The following is a 17874-nucleotide window of genomic DNA, read 5'->3' as shown; positions in this document are numbered from 1 at the left end:
TCACAATGCCTTTGCGGAAGAGGCCGGTCACACCTAGGCTGGCCAGTTGTGGCGACTACCCAAGTGAGCAAGCGTCCGTCGGCCCGTAGGTCGACCGTCGCCTGGAAATATGCGATGGCGGTGTCGGGGCTGGTCATGCTCGGCTACCTGCTGGTCCACATGTACGGCAACCTGAAGTTCTTCCAGGGTCGAGAGACATTCGACTCCTACCTGCACGACACCTTGCCGCACATGTTCTACCCCTACCTCCCCGAGGGCGGGATGCTCTGGATCATCCGGGTGCTGCTGCTCGCGGCGGTCGTGGTGCATGCCTACGCGGCCGTGACGCTGTGGCGTCGCAACCGGGCCGCGGCCGGCTATGTCGGCGGCACGCGCTACCACTCCAAGCACAACCGGACCGGGATCCAGCGCAGCTACGCATCGTTCACGATGCGTTGGGGAGGCGTGGTCCTGCTGCTGTTCATCATCGGCCACGTCGCGCAGATGATGCCCAACTGGCTGTCCCCGGGCGGTGCGTCCGACAGCAAGTACGAGCGCACGGTCAACGGTTTCGAGATCTGGTGGGTCGTCCTGCTCTACACGATCGGCCTGCTCGCGGTCGGCTTCCACCTGTGGCACGGCTTCTGGAGCGCGCTCACGACACTGGGCCAGAACTACAGCCCGACTCGGCGCGACTCGACCTGGACGCGGATCGCCATCGGCATCTCGGTGCTCCTGACCGCCGGCTTCCTGTCCGTCCCGTTCGCCATCTTCTTCTTCGGAGCCGGATCATGACCTCCAATGTTTCTGAGCAGTTCCACGCCACCGGCGCAGACATCCATGACACCAGGGCACCGTCCGGCCCGATCGAGCGGCGCTGGGACGATCACAAGTTCAACACCTTGCTGGTCAACCCGGCCAACCGTCGCAAGCTCAGCGTCATCGTGGTCGGCACGGGCCTCGCCGGCGCATCGGCGGCGGCGACCCTGGGCGAGGCGGGCTACAAGGTCAAGAGCTTCTGCTACCAGGACAGCCCGCGTCGCGCGCACTCGATCGCCGCGCAGGGCGGCATCAACGCCGCCAAGAACTACCGCAACGACGGTGACAGCATCTATCGGCTGTTCTACGACACGGTCAAGGGCGGCGACTTCCGTGCCCGCGAGTCCAATGTCTATCGCCTCGCACAGGTGTCGGTGAACATCATCGACCAGTGCGTCGCGCAGGGTGTCCCGTTCGCCCGTGAGTACGGCGGACTGCTCGACAACCGCTCGTTCGGCGGCGTTCAGGTCTCGCGTACGTTCTACGCCCGCGGCCAGACCGGCCAGCAGCTGCTGATCGGGGCCTATCAGGCGCTCGAGCGGCAGATCGCGGCCGGGACGGTCGAGATGAACACGCGGCACGAGATGCTCGAGCTGATCATGGTCGACGACAAGGCCCGCGGCGTCATCGTGCGGGACATGGTGAGCGGCGAGATCCAGACGCATACTGCCGACGCGGTCGTGCTCGCGACCGGTGGCTACGGCAACGTCTTCTTCCTGTCGACCAATGCGATGGGTTGCAACGTCACGGCCACGTGGCGCGCGCACCGCAAGGGCGCCTATTTCGCCAATCCCTGCTACACCCAGATCCACCCGACCTGCATCCCGGTCAGCGGCGACTATCAGTCCAAGCTGACGCTGATGTCGGAGTCGTTGCGCAATGACGGCCGCATCTGGGTGCCCAAGGTCGGCGGCGACGACCGGCTGCCAAGTGACATCCCCGAGGACGAGCGCGACTACTACCTCGAGCGCATCTATCCCGCGTTCGGCAACCTCGTGCCCCGTGACATCGCCTCGCGCGCCGCGAAGTATCAGTGCGACGACGGCCGGGGTGTTGGTCCCGGTGGCCTGGGCGTCTATCTCGACTTCGCCGACGCGATCTCGCGACTCGGCCGCGCGGAGGTCGAGGCCAAGTACGGCAACCTGTTCGACATGTATGCGCAGATCACCGGTGAGAACCCCTATGAGCAGCCGATGCGCATCTATCCGGCGGTGCACTACACGATGGGCGGACTCTGGGTCGACTACGACCTGCAGAGCAACCTCACGGGTCTGTTCGTCGCCGGTGAGGCCAACTTCTCCGAGCACGGCGCCAACCGCCTCGGCGCCTCGGCGCTGATGCAGGGTCTGGCCGACGGCTACTTCGTGCTGCCCTACACGCTGGCCAACTACCTGGCCGACGGGCCCTACGAGAAGGTCGACGACGACCACCCCGAGGTCGTTGCAGCGAGGCAGGCCGTCGAGGACCGGATCGCGAAGTTCCTGGCGATCAACGGCAACCGCACGGTCGACTCGTTCCACAAGGAGCTGGGCCAGATCATGTGGGACTACTGCGGCATGGAGCGCACCGAGGAGGGACTGACCAAGGCCATCGGCCTGATCCGTGACCTCAAGGACGAGTTCTGGTCCAACGTCAAGGTCGCCGGCGTCAACGAGGAGCTCAACCAGACCCTCGAGCGGGCCGGCCGGGTCGCCGACTTCTTCGAGCTCGGCGAGCTCATGTGCATCGATGCCCTCAACCGGCGGGAGTCCTGCGGCGGGCACTTCCGGGCCGAGAGCCAGACCGAGGACGGCGAGGCGCTGCGCAACGACGACGACTTCGCCTATGTCTCGGCGTGGGAGTTCGGCGACGAGCCGACGCTGCACAAGGAACCGTTGGATTACGAGTACGTCGAGATGAAGTCCAGGAGCTACAAGTGAACATCACCGTCCGGGTCTGGCGACAGAAGAACGCCGACGACAAAGGCAAGATGGTCACGTATGGCCTGGAGGACGTCAGCGAGCACATGTCGTTCCTCGAGATGCTCGACGTCCTCAACGAGCAGCTGACGCTGTCCGACGACGACCCGATCGCCTTCGACCACGACTGCCGCGAGGGCATCTGCGGAGCCTGCGGTGTGGTCATCAACGGCATTGCACACGGCCCCGAGGTCACCACGACGTGCCAGCTGCACATGCGCAGCTTCGAGGACGGCGCCGTGATCGACATCGAGCCGTGGCGCGCCGGGGCCTTCCCCGTCGTCAAGGACCTCGTGGTCGACCGATCGGCCTTCGACCGGGTCATCCAGGCCGGCGGCTACATCAGCGCGCCGACCGGCTCGGCGCCCGACGCGCACGCCGTCCCGGTGCCCAAGGATGATGCCGATCACGCGTTCGACGCGGCGACCTGCATCGGCTGCGGCGCCTGCGTCGCGGCGTGCCCCAACGGATCGGCGATGCTGTTCACCGCCGCCAAGATCACGCACCTCGGGTTGCTGCCGCAGGGTCAGCCCGAGCGCGAGTCGCGCGTCATCGGCATGATCGAGCAGCATGACCACGAGGGGTTCGGCGGTTGCACCAACATCGGCGAGTGCACCTCGGCCTGCCCCAAGGGCATACCGCTCGACACGATCAGTCAGCTCAACCGCGATCTGCTCGGAGCCCTTGCCCACGGCAAGTCCTGACCCTCTAGGGTCTCAACCCCCAAGATTCGAAGCCTTATGGCCGCTTCTGCGCACCCGAAGTGACCATAAGGCTTCAAATCTGGGGGCGGGGCCGAACTTTAGTTAGCATAGGTAATGAGGTATGCTAACGATATGCCCACGGACTCGCACCAGCTTGCTCGCTCGGTGGCGCGCCTCAACCGCCGCCTCCGCCAGGAGCGCCTGACCGACCTGACGCCGACCCAGCTCTCGGTGCTGGGCGCGATCCTCAAGCTCGGCCCATCGACGCCCGGCGCGATCGCCGCCCACGAACGTGTCCGGCCACCGTCCATCACCCGCACCCTGACCTGCCTGGTCGACGATGGGCTCGTGACACGCGCACCCCATCCCGATGACGGACGCCAGGTCCTCATCTCGATCTCCGACAACGGCGATGCCGTGCTCGCCGAGGAGCGTGATCGCCGGGACGAGTGGCTCGCGCACCGCCTTGCCGAGCTCACGACGGCCGAGCGAAAGATCCTGAGGGAGGCGACCGCACTGCTGGAACGGTTGGCCGCGAGTTGAGCCCCACGTTCCGGGCGTTGTCGATCCGCAACTACCGCATCTATGCGATGGGCGCCCTCGTCTCCAACATCGGCACCTGGATGCAGCGCGTCGCACAGGACTGGCTGATCCTGCAGCTGACCCACAGCGGCACGGCCCTCGGCATCACGACCGGGCTCCAGCTCCTGCCGGCCCTGTTGTTCTCCCCGATAGCCGGAGTGGTCGCCGACCGGGTCCCCAAGCGCACGGTGCTTCGCTGCACCCAGGCCGCGATGGCCATCCCTGCCGCGATCCTGGGCGCTCTTGCGGTCACGGGTGTCGTCCAGGCCTGGCATGTCTATGTCCTGGCTTTCGTGTTCGGCATCGGCACGGCATTCGATGCTCCGGCGCGACAGTCCTTCGTCGTCGAGATGGTGGGCAAGGACGATCTCCCGAATGCGGTCGGTCTCAACTCCGCGTCATTCAACTCCGCACGGATGATCGGTCCCGCGCTCGCCGGCGTCCTGATCGCTGCCCTCGGCTCAGGCGTCCGCGCGACCGGCTGGGTCATCCTCGTCAATGCGATCAGCTATGCCGCGGTGTTCATCTCGTTGCACCTGCTGGACGGCAGCCGGCTTCGACCCTCACCGGTGACCGGCACCCGCAAGCGAGCCGTCCGCGACGGCGTCACCTACGTACGATCCCGCCCCGACCTGATCCTGATCCTGATCTGCGTGTTCTTCGTCGGCACCTTCGGCATGAACTTCCAGATGACCAGCGCGCTGATGACCACCGAGGTGTTCCACAAGGGCGCCGGGGCATACGGCCTGCTCGCCTCGATCATGGCTGTCGGTTCACTGGCCGGCGCCCTGCTCGCCGCCCGGCGGACCCGCCCAAGGCTGGCGTTCGTCGTCCTGGCCGGCGCCTCGTTCAGCGTGGTCGAGATAGTTGCCGGCCTGATGCCCGGCTACGTGCTGTTCGCCGCGGTCCTGCCCCTGCTCGGACTCTGCGCCCTGACCATGATCACCTCGGCCAACGCCATGATCCAGATGACGTCGAGTCCCATGATGCGGGGCCGGGTCGCGGCGCTCTACCTGATGATCTTCATGGGTGGCACGCCTCTGGGTGCACCGTTGATCGGCTGGGTCGGTGATTCCTACGGGGCGAGGTGGATGCTGATCGGTGGCGGCGTCGTGTCCCTCATCGGGATCACGACAGCGACGCTGTGGTACGTCCGTCGCCAGGGCATGAATCGTGGGGAGTTGCGGACCGCCGCACGGGACATACGGTGGGGGAATGCACGTAGAGAGAACCTTCACGGTGTCCAGGTCGATCGATGACGTCTTCGACTACCTCAGCGACTTCGAGAACACCAACGAGTGGGACCCCGGGACGCTCGAGACCAAGCGCACCTCCGGTGACGGCGGACTCGCCACGACGTATGCCAACCGGTCGGAGTTCATGGGTCGTGAGACCGAGCTGGCGTACGAGACGATCGGCTTCGACCGGCCGACCTTCTTCTCCGCGCGCGGCAAGAACAAGACAGCCACGGCGACAGACACCATGAGATTCACCCGAGACGGTGATCGGACCCAGATCCATTACCGCGCGGACTTCAAGTTCCACGGGATCATCAAGTACGTCGCCCCGATCATGGTCAAGGGCAAGCTCGACTCGTTGGCCGACGAGACCGTCGAGCAGATCCGCACGACGCTGGAGTCCGCCCGGCCCTGAGGCGCCGCCTGCGACTGAACGCGGCGAAACAGCGATATCCTGAGCAGATGTCCTGGTCCCAAGCGATCGCACGATCCGTCGATGTCGTGACTCCCGACCTCATCGAGGTGCGCCGTGAGCTGCACGCCTTTCCCGAGCTGTCCTGGCACGAAGAGCGCACGACCGACCTCGTCGCAACCTGGATGGACAAGGCCGGGATCTCCTACGAACGCTTCGAGGGCACGGGCCTGATGGCCGAGATCGGCCCCGACGGCGGGCCGATCGTGGCCCTGCGGGCAGATCTGGACGGGCTGCCGGTCCTCGACACGTCACAGGATCCGTGGAAGTCGAGCATCCCGGGTGTGTCGCACTCGTGCGGCCATGACGTCCACATCGCGGCCCTGCTGGGTGCCTCGGTCGCGCTCGCCGAGGCCCATGCCGAGAAGCCATTGCCGGTGCGCGTACGCCTGATCTTCCAGCCCGCCGAGGAAGTCATGCCCGGTGGGGCCCTCAAGGTGCTGGCTGCCGGTGCGCTGCGCGGGGTGTCCCGCATCTTTGCCCTGCACTGCGACCCGTCGCTCGACGTCGGCCACGTCGGACTACGTGAGGGCCCGATCACGGGCGCGTCCGATCACATCCACGTGCAGCTCGTCGGGCGGGGCGGCCACACCTCCCGCCCCCACCTGACCGAGGACCTCACCTACGCGCTCGGCAGCCTGCTGACCCAGCTGCCGGCCGTGCTGTCGCGCCGTTTTGACCCGCGCGCCGGTGCGAGCATGGTGTGGGGCCAGATCCACTCCGGCAACGCGGCCAACGTCATCCCGTCCACAGGGGAGCTGAGCGGCACCCTGCGGATGCTCGATGCCGCCGCCTGGCACCAGGCCGAGCACCTGGTTCGCGGTCTGATCAGCGACATCATCGAGCCCTTCGGGGTCAGCGCCGACGTGACCTACACCCGCGGAGTGCCGCCGGTGGTCAACGACTTCAACGCGACCGAGATCATGCGCCGTGCCGTGACCCAGGCGGTCGGGCCCGGTGGCGTCGCCTCCACCGCCCAGAGCCTCGGCGGCGAGGACTTCGCCTGGTACGTCGAGGCCGTGCCCGGTGCGATGGGCCGGCTCGGGATCCGCACTCCCGACGGTCCGACATACGACCTGCACCAGGGCAACTTGCGGGTCGACGAGCGGGCCATCGCGATCGGCGCCAAGGTGCTGGCCACGGCCGCCGTGAGCTGAGCAGGGCCGGCTCCACGCGCGCAAGTGACAAATGGGTTACGACTCCGCTGAATGTCTTCCAGACCCTCCCGCACGACCCACCCGACAACTAGGGTCTGAACACGTGCCGGGCTCCCGGCTCCGTACCGAGGAGGAATTTTGCGTCGATTGACCAAGCTTTCCGCCGTCGCTTGTGTCGCCGCCCTCACCCTCGCGGGTTGCGGCAGCAGCGAAGGTGACGGCAACAAGAGCGGTGACAAGCCCGCAGCCGGCAAGGACGTCTGCAAGAGCGCCGACGGCGACGGACCGAAGATCGGTCTGGCCTATGACGTGGGTGGCCGCGGCGACCAGTCGTTCAACGACTCGGCCTACGCCGGTCTGGAGAAGGCCGTCGAAGAGTTCGACGCGACGTGTGTCGAGGGCGAGGCCACCGATGGTGAGGCCGAGTCCGCTCGCGAGGACCGCCTGCGCAACTTCGCCGAGAACGGCGCGACGGCCGTCATCGGTGTCGGCTTCGCCTACAGCGAGTCGGTCAACAAGGTCGCTCCTGACTTCCCGGAGGTCAACTTCGGCGTGATCGACGGCTTCGATCCTGACAAGGAGGCCAACGACAACGTTGCCTACCTCGGTTTCGCCGAGGAGCAGGGCTCCTTCCTGGTCGGCGTCGCCGCCGCAGAGAAGAGCAAGTCCGGCACGATCGGCTTCGTCGGTGGCGTCAACAACGACCTCATCAAGAAGTTCGAGGCCGGGTATGTTGCGGGCGCCAAGGCTGCCAAGCCCGACATCAAGGTCGAGGTCGCCTACATCCAGGAGTCCGATCTCAAGGGCTTCGGCGATCCGGCCGGAGGCAAGGCTGCCGCGACGGGCGAGTTCGACAAGGGCGCCGACGTGGTCTACCACGCTGCCGGCGGTTCGGGCTCCGGTGTCTTCGACGCCGCGGTGGACGCAGGTGAGGGCAAGTTCGCGATCGGTGTGGACTCCGACCAGTACCTCACTGCGACCGACGCGCAGAAGCCACGCATCCTGACGTCGATGCTCAAGCGCGTCGACACCGCGACCTACGACTTCGTGAAGTCGGTCGACGGCGGCAAGGCCCTGACGAGCTACCAGGTCTATGACCTCAAGGCAGATGGCGTCGGCTATTCGACGTCCGGTGGCTTCGTGGATGACATCGCAAGTGACATCGACGACTACAAGGCCCAGATCATCAGCGGTGAGGTCAAGGTGCCGACCACTCCGTAAGGGAATGGGCAACAAACAGGTGCCAACGGACCTGGGCTGGGCGCGGTAGCGTTCAGCCCAGGTCCGCACCTTTGGGTCGCAAGCCAGTGCTGTCGAGCGTGTTGCGGGAGGAGTGTCCATGTCGTCTGTTGTGGATGCGGTGAAGCTGCGGGGGATCGGCAAGCGCTTCCCCGGCGTGATCGCCAATCATGATGTCGATGTGACGATCCGCTCGGGCACGGTGCATGCCCTGATCGGCGAGAACGGTGCCGGCAAGTCGACGCTCATGAAGATCCTCTACGGGGTCCAGAGGCCTGACGACGGCACGATCGAGATCGACGGCGAGGTCGTGTCCCTCAAGTCGCCGACCGACGCCATCGAGCACGGTGTCGGCATGGTCTTCCAGCACTTCATGCTGGCCGACAACCTGACGGTGCTGGAGAACATGGTGCTCGGGGCCGAGAAGCTGCACGGCATCGGTGACAACGCGCGAGCCGAGATCCACCGCATCTCCGAACGGTTCGGCTTCGGCCTCGAGCCCGACATGCTGGTCGAGAAGCTCGGTGTCGCCGCCCGCCAGCGGCTCGAGATCGCCAAGGTGCTCTATCGCGGGGCCAAGATCATCATCCTCGACGAGCCGACAGCGGTGCTCGTGCCGCAGGAGGTCGAGGCGTTGTTCGACAACCTCCGCGAGCTGCGCGGTGCCGGCAAGTCGGTGCTGTTCATCTCCCACAAGCTCGACGAGATCCTCGCCATTGCCGACGACATCACCGTCATGCGGCGCGGCACGACTGTCGGAACCGCCGACCCGCAGACCGCGACCAAGCGAGAGCTCGCCGAGCTGATGGTCGGCTCGGAGCTGCCCTCGCCGGAGACCGGGGAGTCGACAGTCACCGACACCACCGTGCTCGAGCTCCACGACGTCACCCTCGCCGATGAGTTCGGCCGCAACCTGTTGACCGACATCTCGCTGGCGATCCATCGCGGCGAGGTGCTCGGGATCGCCGGCGTCGAGGGCAACGGTCAGTCCGAGCTCGTCGCTGCCATCATGGGCATGCACATCCCGACCAGCGGCCGCATCACGCTGGAGACGCAGGACGTCACGCACTGGCACACCCGCAAGCTGCGCGAGGCCGGCATCGGCTACATCCCCGAGGACCGGCAGCGCCACGGTCTGCTGCTGGACTCCCCGCTGTGGGAGAACCGCATGCTTGGCCACCAGACCGAGGCGCCCAACGCCAGGGGCCCCTGGATCAACCGGTCCGGTGCACGCAAGGACACGTCACGGATCATGCAGGACTACGACGTCCGTGCCCCCGGCATCGACACCCCGGCCCGGGCGTTGTCCGGCGGCAATCAGCAAAAGCTCATCGTCGGACGCGAGATGAGCGGTGACCCGGTCCTGCTGATCGCGTCCCACCCGACCCGCGGCGTCGACGTGGGAGCCCAGGCCGCGATCTGGGACCACATCAAGCAGGCCCGTCGCGCTGGTCTTGCGGTGCTGCTCATCTCTGCGGACCTCGATGAGCTGATCGGCCTGTCCGACACGATCCAGGTGATCCTGAGAGGCCGGTTCGTCGGCACCTTCGAGCCCGCCAAGGTGACACCGCAAGATCTCGGCGCCGCCATGACCGGAGGGGAGGCGGCGTGAACGCCGTACGTCTTCGTACGATCGGCATGGCGCTGCTCGCCCCGGCCATCGCGGTCGTGGTCTCCGTCCTGGTCACGACGAGCGTCATCGCCGCGGTGGGCAGCTCGCCGGGTGAGTTCTGGTCAGCGATGTTCAGTGACCCGTTGCCCCGGCTACGGGTCAACATCGTCAACCAGACCGCGATGATCTACATCTCCGCCGTCGCTGCCGCGATCGGCTTTCGGATGGGCCTGTTCAACATCGGCCTCGAGGGCCAATACCTCATGGCGTCCTTCGCCGCCGCGTCGTTCGCCGGCGCGGCCTACGTCGGGGGATTCCTCAACGTCGCGGTTTCCTTGGTCATCGCGGTCGTCGTCGGCGCGGCGTGGGCCGGCATCGCGGGCATCCTCAGGACCGCGCGGGGGGTCAGCGAGGTCATCTCGACGATCATGCTCAACGCGATCGCCCTGACCCTGGTGGGCTATCTCGTCAACCGCTACGGCGTGCGCGAGGGCAACACCGTGCGCACCGAGAAGCTCTCCGAGAGCAGCATGATCGAGGGTTTCACTCCGTATGAGCCGCGGGACGGGCAGATCTGGACCTTGGCGATCTTCGCAGTGCTCGTCGGCGCCGGCTTCTGGGTCCTGCTCAACAAGACCCGATTCGGCTTCGACCTGCGTGCCAGCGGACAGTCCGAGACCGCCGCACTGGCATCGGGCGTCAATCCCAAGCGGATGATCCTGATCTCGATGCTGCTGTCCGGCGGTGTGGCGGGCCTGGTGTGGATGCCGGCGCTGTTCGGCAGCGCGGGATCCTATGGCACGTCGTTCCAGTTCGGCCTCGGCTTCCTCGGGATCGCGGTGGCCCTGCTGGGTCGCAACAGCCCGATCGGCATGCTGTTCGGTGCCCTGCTGTTCGCGTTCTTGTCCGCGCAGTCCAACACGCTGACCTTCGGCACCGACATCTCACCGAGCATCGTGCAGATCACCCAGGGCGTCGCGGTCCTCGCGGTGGTCGTGAGCTATGAGGTCGTCCGCCGCTGGCGTGCGCGACTCGAGCAACGGGTCGTCAGCCAGAAGCTCGCCACGGCGAAGGGGGCATCCGCATGACCACTACGCAGGCGCCGCAGGCGTCTCCCGGCCTGCTCGCCCGACTCACGAAGGGCTGGTTCTATCTCTCGCTGGTCGGCATCGCCGTGGTCTCACTCGTCCGCATCGTCACCGACACCAACGACCTCGACTCCGCCGGCACGATCAGGGCCGCGATCATCGCGACCTGCCCGATCCTCCTGGCCGCGCTGGGCGGCCTCTGGGCCGAACGTGCCGGTGTCGTCAACATCGGCCTCGAGGGCCAGATGATCCTCGGCACGTGGGGCGCGGCATTCTTCACCTACCACTCCGAGAGTGCATGGGTGGGAGTCCTGGGAGCAGCACTGCTCGGCCTGGTCGGCGGCCTGCTGCATGCCGTGGCAACCGTGACGTTCGGCGTCGACCACATCGTGTCGGGTGTCGCGATCAACCTGATCGGCGCCGGTGTCGCGACCTATCTGGCCGAGGCGGTCTTCTCCGACTACGAGGGTGGTGGCCCCCGCCAGCTCGTGGGTCTGGATCGGCCCACCGAGATCACGATCCCGGGCATCTCCGACGCGGCACTCAACCTGGCGGACCGGCACTGGTTCTTCGTCTCCGACGTGGCGTCGGTGGTAGCCGCGCTGACCACCAGGATCTCCTCGCTGAGCCTGTTCGCGTTCGCGCTCGTCGTGTTCTCGGCGTGGATCCTGTGGCGAACGCCCTTCGGACTGCGCCTGCGTTCGTGCGGTGAGAACCCGCAGGCCGCCGAGACGCTGGGTGTCAACGTCTACTTCCACAAGTACGTCGCGGTCCTGGTCTCCGGCGCCTTGGCGGGTATCGGCGGCGGATTCCTCGCACTGGTCGCCTCGAGCGGCTACAGCGCCAACCAGACCGGCGGCCGGGGCTACATCGGCCTGGCTGCGATGATCTTCGGCAACTGGCGCCCCGGCGGCCTGCTGGCCGGCGCCCTGACATTCGGCTACACCGACTCGCTGCGCCTGCGCGACACCTCTGCGGTCCACGCCCTGCTGCTGCTCGTCGGACTGGGGCTGCTGCTGCTCGCTGTCCTCCGCGTGGTCCGCAAGCAGATTCCGGGCGCGATCGTGATGGGCGTCGCCGGTGTCGCGATCTTGACCTGGTTCCTGTCGACGGACTCCGTGCCGCGCGAGTTCACGGTCATGACGCCCTACGTCACAACCCTGTTCGTGCTGGCCCTGGGCGCCCAGAGGCTACGTATGCCCGCCGCCGACGGCAAGCCCTATCGAAAAGGCAGTGCAGGTTGATGACTGGTCCAGATGAGGAGTCCAACACCTCCTCGAAGCGTCTGCCGAGCATCCACACCAGTGTCGACGCTCCGGTCGACTGGAGTGCGCTCACCTCATACGCCACCGAGGTGATGGGTCGGGCCTATGCGCCCTACTCCAACTACAAGGTCGGCGTCGCGGGTCTCGTCGACGACGGCCGGGTCGTGCTGGGTTGCAACGTCGAGAACGCCGCCTACGGAGTGGCGCTGTGCGCCGAGTGCGGCATGGTCTCTGCGCTGCACGCGACCGGTGGCGGACGGCTGATCGCGGTGGTCTGCGTCGACGCGCAGGGCGCGCCCCTGATGCCGTGCGGCCGGTGTCGACAGCTCCTGTGGGAGAACGGCGGACCGGACATGCAGCTCATGACGCCGAGCGGTGTCAAGACCATGACCGAGGTGCTTCCGGACGCCTTTGGTGCCGAGGATCTCGAGCGTTGACTCGTTACGCGGTCCAGCTCGACGTCGGTAGCCCGGAGTTCCTGCGGGATCCCTATCCCGTGCTCGCCGCCCTGCGCGCCAGCGGGCCCGTCCTCTGGCACGAACCCATGGGTGTGTGGCTGGCCACGACCCACGAGTCGGTCGGCCTGGTGCTGCGCGACCGCACCTTCGGGCGGCTCTGGACCGACCGGGAGCCGGCGTCGCAGATGGAGCCGTTCAACGCGCTGCACCGCAACCAGATGATGGAGAACGAGCCACCCGCCCACACCCGCCTTCGCAAGCTGGTGTCCTCCGCATTCTCGCGGGGGCACGTGGAGCGGATGCGTTCGCGGATCCAAGATCTGGCGACGGAGATGGTGGAAGGGTTGTTCGAGCCCGGCGAGGACGGGCAATCACCCCAGGCGGTGGACATCCTCAGTCGCTACGCCGAGCCGATGCCGGTCTACGTCATCGCCGACCTCCTGGGCGTCCCCCGCGAGGATCACGAGCGGCTGCGTGACTGGTCGCAGGCCATCGTCTCCATGTATGAGCCCCACGTGACGGCCACGACCAAGTCCGCCGCGATCGAGGCAAGCACGGCATTCTCGGCCTATGTCCGTGAGGTCGTCGACCGGCGACGGATCGCTGTCTCATCGGGTGCGGGCGGCGACGACCTGATCAGCGACCTGATCCGGGTCCGCGCCGAAGGATCCGCGCTCACCGACGACGAGCTCGTCGCGTCGGTCGTGCTGTTGCTCAACGCCGGCCACGAGGCATCGGTCAACGTCTTCGGCAACGGCATGCACGCGCTGCTGAGCCATCCGGACCAGCTGACCCGCGTCACCTCGGGCGAGGTCTCGATCGACACTGCGCTCGAGGAGCTCATCCGGTTCGATGCCCCACTACAGCTGTTCGAACGCACCGCGACAGCCGATGTCGAGGTGTGCGGTCAGGTGATCCACGCAGGACAGAAGGTGGCCTGCCTGATGGGCTCGGCCAACCGTGACCCGGCTGCATTCGCCGATGCTGACACCTTCGACGTGGGCCGCGACCCCAACCCCCACGTCGGGTTCGGCATGGGCCTGCACTTCTGCCTCGGCGCTCCGCTCGCCCGGCTCGAGCTCCAGATCAGCCTGCAGACACTGCTCGACCGGTTCCCCCACCTCACCTTGGTGGGTGAGGCGCCGCGCCGCCCGACCTGGGTCCTGCGTGGATTCGAACGGATCGATGTCGCGCACGCACCAGGGGCCAACTGACGAGGAGGACTGCCATGACTGAACCATTCGATGCGGTCGAGGTGATCGCGGCCAAGCGTGACAAGCACGAGCTCGACGATGCACAGATCGACTGGGTCGTCGATGCCTACACGCGTGGCGTCGTCGCGGACGAGCAGATGTCGGCCCTGGCCATGGCGATCCTCCTCAACGGCATGGATCGTCGCGAGATCAGCCGGTGGACTGGCGCGATGATCGCCAGTGGCGAGCGCATGGACTTCTCGTCGCTGTCGTGGAAAACCGCTGACAAGCACTCCACGGGTGGTGTGGGCGACAAGATCACGCTGCCGTTGGCGCCACTCGTTGCCGCGTGTGGCGTCGCGGTGCCCCAGCTGTCGGGCCGTGGCCTCGGCCATACCGGTGGCACCCTGGACAAGCTCGAGTCGATCCCGGGCTGGCGTGCCGCCCTGACCACCGAGGAGATGATGGCTCAGCTCGAGGACGTCGGTGCAGTGATCTGCGCCGCCGGCCCCGGGCTCGCCCCGGCGGACAAGAAGCTCTACGCGCTTCGGGACGTGACCGGCACGGTCGAGGCGATCCCGTTGATCGCGAGCTCGATCATGAGCAAGAAGATCGCTGAAGGCACAGGCGCGCTGGTGCTCGATGTCAAGGTTGGCTCAGGGGCCTTCATGAAGAGCCAGGATCAGGCGCGGGAGCTGGCGCAGATCATGGTGGCTCTTGGCAATGACGCTGGCGTCAGGACCGTCGCGCTGCTGACCGACATGTCGACCCCCCTCGGGCTGACGGCCGGCAACGCGTGCGAGGTCGCGGAGTCGCTCGAGGTGCTCGCCGGGGGAGGGCCGGCAGATGTCGTCGAGCTGACCGTCGAGCTGGCCCGTGAGATGCTCGCCGCCGCCGGGAAGGATGACATCGACCCGGCCGACGTCCTGGCATCCGGCGGAGCCATGGACGTGTGGAGGCGGATGATCGCGGCCCAGGGTGGAGATCCGGCGGCTGAGCTGCCGAAGTCGAAGGAGTTGCACGTCGTCAAGGCGCCCTCGTCCGGCACGCTGACGCGACTCGACGCCTTGAGCGTCGGGGTGGCGGCCTGGCGACTCGGGGCGGGTCGATCACGTCCGGGCGAACAGGTCCAGGCCGGTGCCGGGGTCGTGATGCACGCCAAGCCCGGGGACGAGGTCACCGCAGGTCAGCCGCTGTTGACACTGCACACCGACACACCTGAGCGGTTCGAGCGCGCGAGTGGCGCGCTCGAGGGTGCTTACGACATCGGCGCCGGCAGCGTGGACGTGTCGTCGGTGGTCATCGACCGCATTCGTTAGGTTGGACAGATGCGCATCTTGAACAATCGCTCGGAAATCGCGGCGGCGGCCGGAGAAGAGCTCGGAGTCAGCGAGTGGGTCGCCATCACGCAGGAGCGGATCGACCTGTTCGCCGACGCGACGGGCGATCGGCAATGGATCCACGTCGATCCCGAGCGAGCCGCGGGAGGACCGTTCGGTGCGACCGTGGCGCACGGCTATCTCACCTTGTCGATGCTCCCGTTCCTCGGTGCGCAGGTCTACGCCTTCGCCGGCGACGTCGCGCGGGTCAACTACGGGCTCAACAAGGTGCGGTTCGTGTCGCCGGTGATCGTCGGTTCCAAGGTCCGCAACCGGGTCGATCTCCTGGAGGTCGAGGAGATCGAGAAGGGCCAGCGCGCCACGCTGCAGCACACCGTCGAGATCAAGGGACAGGACAAGCCGGCGTGCGTCGCGGAGACTGTCGTCCGGCTGATGGGGCCATGACACGATGAAACCCGTGAGCGCCACTTCCGAACAGATCGCCAAGGCCCCCAAGGTCGCCCTCCACGAACACCTCGACGGAGGTGTGCGGCCGGCCACGATCGTCGAGATCGCGGCTGAGATCGGCCACGACCTTCCCGCCGATGGCGCCGAGTCGCTGGGCGCGTGGTTCGAGGAGTCGTCGAGCTCGGGCTCGCTCGAGCGCTATCTCGAGACCTTCGTCCACACCGTGGCGGTCATGCAGCGACCTGAGGACCTCGCACGGGTCGCCCGCGAGTCGGTTGTAGACCTGGCCACGGATGGCTGCGTCTATGCCGAGCTGCGGTGGGCACCGGAGCAGCACCTGTCAGCGGGTCTGTCCCTGACCGAGACCGTCGACGCGGTGCAGACCGGCATCGTCGAGGGATGCGAGGAGGCGGCCGGCCTGGGTCACCCGATCGTCGTGGGCCAGCTGCTCACCGCGATGCGGCACGCCAAACGGGGCATGGAGATCGCCGAGATCGCCGTCGACCACCGCGATCGCGGCGTCGCGGGCTTCGACATCGCCGGCGCCGAGGACGGATTCCCGCCGATCCTCCACCTGGAGGCATTTGAGTATCTCCGCCGGGAGAATGCGCACTTCACGATCCACGCCGGTGAGGCATTTGGGCTGCCCTCGATCTGGCAGGCCATCCAGCGGTGCGGTGCCGAGCGGCTCGGCCACGGCGTACGCATCGTGGACGACATCGATTTCGACGCTGCTGGTGGACCGCGCCTGGGTCGCCTCGCGGCCTACATCCGGGATCGTCGCATCCCACTGGAGATGTGCCCGTCATCCAACCTGCAGACCAACGCGGTCCCCGGCATGCGGTCGATCGCCGATCACCCGATCGGCAGGCTCAAGGATCTCGGCTTCCGGGTCACGGTCAACTGCGACAATCGACTCATGAGCGGCACGTCGATGTCACGGGAGTTCTCGTTGCTCGTCGACGCGTTCGACTACGGCATCGACGACCTGCGGTGGTTCACCGTCAACGCCATGAAGAGTGCGTTCCTGCCGTTCGACGAGCGGCTAGCGATCATCAACGACGTCATCAAGCCGGCCTACGCCGCGCTCTGAGCCGATGACCACTACCAACATCTGGGTGCTGGGTGGTCATCAAACCGACTTCGCGCGCAATTTGACCCGTGAGGGCAAGGACTTCTCCGACCTGTTCGGCGAGGTCGTGGACCACACGCTCGAGGCCGCCGGCGTCGGTGGCGTCGACATCGGCGTGATCCACGTGGGCAATGCCTTCGGCCAGCTCTTCACGGGTCAGGGCCACCTCGGTGCGATGCCCGCGACGGTCCGACCGGACCTGTGGGGCACGCCGTCGTCACGACACGAGGCGGCCTGCGCGTCGGGCAGCATCGCGGTGCTTGCGGCGATGTCGGACCTGCAGGCGGGCCACTACGAGAGCTCCCTCGTGATCGGCGCCGAGCTGGAACGAACGGTGCCCGGCGACGCCGCGGCAGCGCACCTCGGTGCTGCCGCGTGGGTCGGCCACGAGGGCCACGACGCCCGCTTCGTGTGGCCCCACATGTTCAGCGAGATCGCTGCGGAGTACGACCGCCGCTACGGACTCGACGAGGTCCACCTGCGCGGCATCGCGAACCTCAACTTCGCCAATGCCCGGCGCAACCCTCTCGCGCAGACCCGGGGGTGGGACGTGGGTGATCTCGTCGGCCAGATCGGTGCGGACGACGCCACCAACCCCGTGGTCGACGGAACGTTGCGTCGCTATGACTGCAGCCAGGTGACCGACGGCGCTGCCGGCGTTGTGCTCGTGACCGATGCCTACCTCCGCCGGCACCCGGGCGCCCGGGCCATCGCGCTACTGCAGGGTTGGGGGCACCGGACGGTCGGGCTGGGACTCGATCAGAAGCTCCAGCGCGACGCCGACAACCCCTACGTGCTCCCGCACGTCCGCGATGCCGTCCACGACGCATTCGGCCGCGCGGGGGTCACCCTCGACGATCTCGACGGCCTCGAGACCCACGACTGCTTCACGCCGAGTGAATACCTGGCGATCGATCACATCGGGCTGACTGGGCCGGGGGAGTCGTGGAAGGCGATCGAGGACGGATCGATCGCTGCCGGTGGCCGGCTGCCGATCAATCCAAGTGGCGGGCTGATCGGCGGTGGGCACCCGGTGGGCGCCACCGGCGTACGCATGCTGCTGGACGCTTCCAAGCAGGTCAGCGGGACGGCCGGGGACTGTCAGGTCGAGGGCGCGCGCACCTTCGGCACGCTCAACATCGGCGGCAGCACAACCACGACAGTCAGCTTCGTCGTCGCGGCACTGTGAGC

At 66.9% G+C, this 17874-nt stretch carries 17 protein-coding genes; all 17 read left to right on the top strand.

From position 1 onward, the window contains the following. Positions 1-48 precede the first annotated feature (48 nt). The 17 genes from WKF39_RS05095 (at position 49) to WKF39_RS05015 (ending at position 17872) form a co-directional block, all read left to right on the top strand. Entirely contained in the window at positions 49-774 is a 726-nt protein-coding gene (locus WKF39_RS05095) for a succinate dehydrogenase cytochrome b subunit (protein ID WP_340386150.1), read from the top strand. Then, positions 771-2717 carry a fumarate reductase/succinate dehydrogenase flavoprotein subunit gene (locus WKF39_RS05090; protein ID WP_340386149.1) on the top strand — a complete coding sequence of 649 codons (1947 nt, stop codon included), beginning with the start codon at positions 771-773 and terminating at the stop codon, positions 2715-2717. The genes WKF39_RS05095 and WKF39_RS05090 overlap by 4 nt, the downstream gene beginning before the upstream one ends. Further along, positions 2714-3460 carry a succinate dehydrogenase/fumarate reductase iron-sulfur subunit gene (locus WKF39_RS05085; protein WP_340386148.1) on the top strand — a complete coding sequence of 249 codons (747 nt, stop codon included), beginning with the start codon at positions 2714-2716 and terminating at the stop codon, positions 3458-3460. Before WKF39_RS05090 ends, WKF39_RS05085 begins: the two co-directional genes overlap by 4 nt. Before the next feature lie 132 nt (positions 3461-3592). After that, positions 3593-4003 (top strand): MarR family transcriptional regulator, encoded by a 411-nt coding sequence (locus WKF39_RS05080; RefSeq protein ID WP_340386147.1) that lies wholly within the window; start codon positions 3593-3595, stop codon positions 4001-4003. Continuing rightward, entirely contained in the window at positions 4000-5301 is a 1302-nt protein-coding gene (locus tag WKF39_RS05075; protein ID WP_340386146.1) for an MFS transporter, read from the top strand. The genes WKF39_RS05080 and WKF39_RS05075 overlap by 4 nt, the downstream gene beginning before the upstream one ends. Continuing rightward, complete coding sequence (locus WKF39_RS05070; protein WP_340386145.1) at positions 5258-5695, top strand: SRPBCC family protein; 438 nt, start codon at positions 5258-5260, stop codon at positions 5693-5695. Before WKF39_RS05075 ends, WKF39_RS05070 begins: the two co-directional genes overlap by 44 nt. Positions 5696-5742: 47 nt before the next feature. Further along, positions 5743-6909 (top strand): amidohydrolase, encoded by a 1167-nt coding sequence (locus WKF39_RS05065; RefSeq protein WP_340386144.1) that lies wholly within the window; start codon positions 5743-5745, stop codon positions 6907-6909. Positions 6910-7056: 147 nt separating this feature from the next. Next, complete coding sequence (locus WKF39_RS05060; RefSeq protein WP_340386143.1) at positions 7057-8130, top strand: BMP family ABC transporter substrate-binding protein; 1074 nt, start codon at positions 7057-7059, stop codon at positions 8128-8130. A 118-nt stretch (positions 8131-8248) separates the two neighbouring features. Then, on the top strand, positions 8249-9760 hold the full coding sequence (locus WKF39_RS05055) for an ABC transporter ATP-binding protein (protein WP_340386142.1): 1512 nt from the start codon (positions 8249-8251) through the stop codon (positions 9758-9760). Next, the gene (locus tag WKF39_RS05050; RefSeq protein WP_340386141.1) at positions 9757-10848 is read left to right on the top strand and encodes an ABC transporter permease; all 1092 of its coding nucleotides are present in this window, start codon (positions 9757-9759) and stop codon (positions 10846-10848) included. Before WKF39_RS05055 ends, WKF39_RS05050 begins: the two co-directional genes overlap by 4 nt. Further along, positions 10845-12092 carry an ABC transporter permease gene (locus WKF39_RS05045; RefSeq protein ID WP_340386140.1) on the top strand — a complete coding sequence of 416 codons (1248 nt, stop codon included), beginning with the start codon at positions 10845-10847 and terminating at the stop codon, positions 12090-12092. Before WKF39_RS05050 ends, WKF39_RS05045 begins: the two co-directional genes overlap by 4 nt. Further along, entirely contained in the window at positions 12092-12550 is a 459-nt protein-coding gene (locus WKF39_RS05040; RefSeq protein WP_340386139.1) for a cytidine deaminase, read from the top strand. The genes WKF39_RS05045 and WKF39_RS05040 overlap by 1 nt, the downstream gene beginning before the upstream one ends. After that, complete coding sequence (locus WKF39_RS05035; protein ID WP_340386138.1) at positions 12547-13785, top strand: cytochrome P450; 1239 nt, start codon at positions 12547-12549, stop codon at positions 13783-13785. The genes WKF39_RS05040 and WKF39_RS05035 overlap by 4 nt, the downstream gene beginning before the upstream one ends. A gap of 14 nt (positions 13786-13799) precedes the next feature. Beyond that, positions 13800-15083, top strand: a complete 1284-nt coding sequence (locus tag WKF39_RS05030) for a thymidine phosphorylase (protein ID WP_340386137.1) — start codon at positions 13800-13802, stop codon at positions 15081-15083. A 9-nt stretch (positions 15084-15092) separates the two neighbouring features. Then, complete coding sequence (locus WKF39_RS05025) at positions 15093-15548, top strand: MaoC family dehydratase (protein ID WP_340386136.1); 456 nt, start codon at positions 15093-15095, stop codon at positions 15546-15548. A 4-nt stretch (positions 15549-15552) separates the two neighbouring features. Next, entirely contained in the window at positions 15553-16644 is a 1092-nt protein-coding gene (locus WKF39_RS05020) for an adenosine deaminase (RefSeq protein ID WP_340386135.1), read from the top strand. Between the two features lie 4 nt (positions 16645-16648). After that, positions 16649-17872 carry an acetyl-CoA acetyltransferase gene (locus tag WKF39_RS05015; protein WP_340386134.1) on the top strand — a complete coding sequence of 408 codons (1224 nt, stop codon included), beginning with the start codon at positions 16649-16651 and terminating at the stop codon, positions 17870-17872. The last annotated feature ends 2 nt before the right edge of the window (positions 17873-17874 follow it).

This window comes from Aeromicrobium sp., assembly GCF_037719875.1.
Taxonomy (GTDB): domain Bacteria; phylum Actinomycetota; class Actinomycetes; order Propionibacteriales; family Nocardioidaceae; genus Aeromicrobium.
The sequence above is the reverse complement of the archived record's forward strand: the minus strand, read 5'-3'. Positions and strand labels throughout refer to the sequence as shown.

Excerpts from the sequence above, each read along its gene's own strand:
- WKF39_RS05070 (WP_340386145.1), top strand. The coding sequence starts at position 5,258 with ATGCACGTAGAGAGAACCTTCACGGTGTCCAGGTCGATCGATGACGTC.
- WKF39_RS05025 (WP_340386136.1), top strand. The coding sequence starts at position 15,093 with ATGCGCATCTTGAACAATCGCTCGGAAATCGCGGCGGCGGCCGGAGAA.
- WKF39_RS05055 (WP_340386142.1), top strand. The coding sequence starts at position 8,249 with ATGTCGTCTGTTGTGGATGCGGTGAAGCTGCGGGGGATCGGCAAGCGC.
- WKF39_RS05020 (WP_340386135.1), top strand. The coding sequence starts at position 15,553 with ATGAAACCCGTGAGCGCCACTTCCGAACAGATCGCCAAGGCCCCCAAG.
- WKF39_RS05040 (WP_340386139.1), top strand. The coding sequence starts at position 12,092 with ATGACTGGTCCAGATGAGGAGTCCAACACCTCCTCGAAGCGTCTGCCG.
- WKF39_RS05045 (WP_340386140.1), top strand. The coding sequence starts at position 10,845 with ATGACCACTACGCAGGCGCCGCAGGCGTCTCCCGGCCTGCTCGCCCGA.
- WKF39_RS05015 (WP_340386134.1), top strand. The coding sequence starts at position 16,649 with ATGACCACTACCAACATCTGGGTGCTGGGTGGTCATCAAACCGACTTC.
- WKF39_RS05080 (WP_340386147.1), top strand. The coding sequence starts at position 3,593 with ATGCCCACGGACTCGCACCAGCTTGCTCGCTCGGTGGCGCGCCTCAAC.
- WKF39_RS05090 (WP_340386149.1), top strand. The coding sequence starts at position 771 with ATGACCTCCAATGTTTCTGAGCAGTTCCACGCCACCGGCGCAGACATC.
- WKF39_RS05030 (WP_340386137.1), top strand. The coding sequence starts at position 13,800 with ATGACTGAACCATTCGATGCGGTCGAGGTGATCGCGGCCAAGCGTGAC.
- WKF39_RS05065 (WP_340386144.1), top strand. The coding sequence starts at position 5,743 with ATGTCCTGGTCCCAAGCGATCGCACGATCCGTCGATGTCGTGACTCCC.